The 2,974-nt window shown below is 61.8% G+C and carries 4 protein-coding genes; 3 read left to right on the top strand and 1 reads right to left on the bottom strand.

Annotated features, from left to right (window positions below):
• Positions 1 to 261 (bottom strand): alcohol dehydrogenase catalytic domain-containing protein (locus B3605_RS04080; protein ID WP_296432426.1); only part of this gene is annotated, 261 nt, incomplete at its 3' end.
• Positions 262 to 435: 174 nt separating this feature from the next.
• Here B3605_RS04080 and B3605_RS04075 point away from each other — a divergent pair.
• From B3605_RS04075 to B3605_RS04065, 3 genes are all read left to right on the top strand, one after another.
• Complete coding sequence (locus tag B3605_RS04075; protein ID WP_296432425.1) at positions 436 to 1,353, top strand: KPN_02809 family neutral zinc metallopeptidase; 918 nt, start codon at positions 436 to 438, stop codon at positions 1,351 to 1,353.
• A gap of 106 nt (positions 1,354 to 1,459) precedes the next feature.
• Complete coding sequence (locus tag B3605_RS04070) at positions 1,460 to 2,368, top strand: LysR family transcriptional regulator (RefSeq protein WP_112944384.1); 909 nt, start codon at positions 1,460 to 1,462, stop codon at positions 2,366 to 2,368.
• A 156-nt stretch (positions 2,369 to 2,524) separates the two neighbouring features.
• A partial coding sequence (locus B3605_RS04065) for an MFS transporter (protein WP_296432424.1) occupies positions 2,525 to 2,974 on the top strand: 450 nt, incomplete at its 3' end.

Genomic DNA, 2,974 nt, shown 5'->3' with positions numbered 1-2,974 from the left:
GGAAATGTTCGGGTCGCCGGTGATGCGCATGCCCTCGCGAAAACCGCTGACGGCGGGGCCGATCTCCTCGATGATGCCGGTGAATTCGTGGCCGAGCGTGACGGGTGGTCTGGATGGGAATTCGCCGTGAAGCAGGTGCCTGTCGGTGCCGCAGATGCCGCAGGCCTCGACGCGGACAAGCAGTTCGCCCGGACCGGGGCTTGGCTTTTCCACCTCACTGAATGAGAGTTTCCCGATTGCTTCCAGCCGCACTGCCTTCATGCCCAGTTCTCCTCCGATATCTCCCTCGTGCAGAAGGGGCGAAAGCAAGGCGCGCGTCAAGCGCCTGTCGTGGCCGCGAAGGGCGGATACGCGTGGTTGAAATCGGCTGGAATTTCCCATTCCCCCGGATATATAAGAGATGAGAGAGCAAGCAGTCTCTGCGGGGAGATCATCATGGAATGGAAAGGCCGGCGTCAGTCCGACAATATCGAGGATCGTCGCGGTGATCCTTCCATGGGTGGATTGGGACGAGGGGGCGGCTTCAGCTTTCCGTCCGGCGGCGGCATGGGCCGGCGCGGCGGCGGGCTCAGCATCGGCACCATCATCTTCCTCGTCGTGCTCTATCTGATCTTCAAGGCCATGGGCATCGACCTCCTGCAGGTGATGGATGGAGGCATGTCTAGTGGGCCGGGTTACGAGCAGAGCCAGTCCGGCGGCAGCCAGACACCCGCCAATGACGAGATGACCGCCTTCGTGCGCACGGTGCTCGCCGAGACCGAGGATACGTGGCAGGGCATCTTCCAATCGATGGGGCGTGAATACGAAGATCCAAAGCTGGTGCTGTTCTCCGGACAGACGCAGTCGGGCTGTGGCTTCGCATCCGCCGCGACAGGGCCGTTCTATTGCCCGCAGGACCGCAAGGTCTATCTCGACACGGCCTTTTTCAACGAGCTCAGCCGCAAGTTCGCCGCGTCGGGCGATTTCGCCGAGGCCTATGTCGTCTCGCACGAGGTCGGCCATCATGTGCAGAACCTGCTCGGCATCCTGCCCAAGTTCAACGAGGCGCGCCAGCGCATGAGCGAGGCCGACGCCAACAAAATGTCGGTGCGCGTCGAACTGCAGGCTGATTGTTTCGCCGGCATCTGGGGCAAGTTCACCCAGCAAAAGGGTATTCTCGAAGCAGGCGACCTCGAGGAGGCGCTGAATGCCGCGCAACAGATCGGCGACGATACGCTGCAGAAGCGCAGCCAGGGCTATGTCGTGCCGGAGAGCTTCAACCACGGCACCTCGGCGCAGCGCGTGAAATGGTTCAAGCGCGGCTTCGACAGCGGCCAGATGCAGGCCTGCGATACCTTCTCCGGTCCGGTCTGACGGATAGCGGTTCCGGCGATCCGGACCGCGTTCACCGGCTTTCGTATCGTGCGCCCCTGTGCGATAGTTCGGCTTAATTTGAGCCGATCGTGCGGGAAAATGCACAATGGATGATCTTCCACTCAGCGACCTCGATGCCTTCACGGCAATCGCTAGAGAGCGCAGCTTTCGCGCGGCGGCGCGCAAGCGGGGCGTTTCGGCATCTTCGCTCAGCGATTCCCTTAGAAGGTTAGAGGAGCGGCTGGGGGTTCGGCTTCTCAACCGGACGACGCGCAGCGTGACGCCGACGGAGGCCGGGCAGCGGCTTCTTGAACGGCTGGCGCCGGCGTTGGGAGAGGTCGCGTCGGCTCTCGGGCAACTCGACAGCTTTCGAGAGGGGCCATCGGGCACGCTCAGGCTCAACGTGCCAACCATCGCGGCGCGCTCCTTCCTGTCCGATATCATCAACCGTTTTCTGAAGGCCTATCCGAAGGTGCGGATCGAGGTGATCGGCGAGGACAGTTTCATAGATGTGCTCGGCGCCGGCTATGATGCGGGCATTCGCTATGACGAGCGGCTGGAGCGCGACATGATCGCCGTGCCGATCGGCCCGCGCCGGCAGCGCTATGTGACGGCCGCGTCGCCCGATTATCTGAAGCGTCGCGGCATGCCGAAGCATCCGCGCGATCTCATCGACCATGATTGCATCATCCACCGGTTCCTGAGCGGCACGAGCGCGACGCCGTGGGAATTCGACCGCGATGGCGAGACGCTGATGATCACGCCGACGGGGCAGGTGTCGGCCAATGCTATCGAGATCGAAGTGGGAGCCGCAATTGCCGGCCTCGGCGTCATGCGCACCTTCGAGGAGGTGGTGGTGCCCGAGGTCGAGGCCGGGCGGCTGGAGCTCATTCTGGAGGAATGGGTGACCGAATTTTCCGGACCTTTCCTCTATTACGCCAGCCGTCGCCACATGCCGGCGGCGCTGCGCGCCTTCGTCGACTTCATCAAGGCGGAACCACAAAAACAGCGCTAGGTGCGCGCTTTGTTCCGGTTCGCCATCAACGGAAGTCGTGAGCCTATCAAAACAATTGAAATGTTCACGTATTGTTTCGCTGTTTTGCCTGCGGTATGTAGAACGGGCGGCGATGAGATCGTCTTTCCAGAAAACAAACAGCTGTAGAGACTTCGCATGCTCGACCCAAAATTCGTCCGCCGCGGCCTTTTCCTCGTCTTCATGATCCTGTTTCTCGACGTGATCGGGATCGCGATCATCATGCCGGTGCTGCCCGTTTATCTCGAGCAGCTCACCGGCGGTTCCGTCAGCGATGCGGCGCTCGATGGTGGCTGGCTGCTCGTCGTCTATGCCGGCATGCAGTTCCTGTTCGCGCCGTTGCTCGGCAATCTGAGCGATCGCTTCGGGCGCCGACCGGTGCTGTTGCTCTCGGTTCTGACCTTCGCCATCGACAATCTGATCTGCGCGGTCGCGACCAGCTTCTGGATGCTGTTCATCGGGCGCATGCTGGCGGGGTTGAGCGGTGGCAGCTTCGCGACCTGCTCGGCTTACATCGCCGACATCAGCAATGAAGAGAACCGCGCCAAGAATTTCGGCCTCATCGGCATCGCCTTCGGCGTCGGCTTT

The organism is Rhizobium sp. UBA1881, from assembly GCF_002338015.1.
GTDB lineage: Bacteria > Pseudomonadota > Alphaproteobacteria > Rhizobiales > Rhizobiaceae > Rhizobium.
The sequence above is the reverse complement of the archived record's forward strand: the minus strand, read 5'-3'. Positions and strand labels throughout refer to the sequence as shown.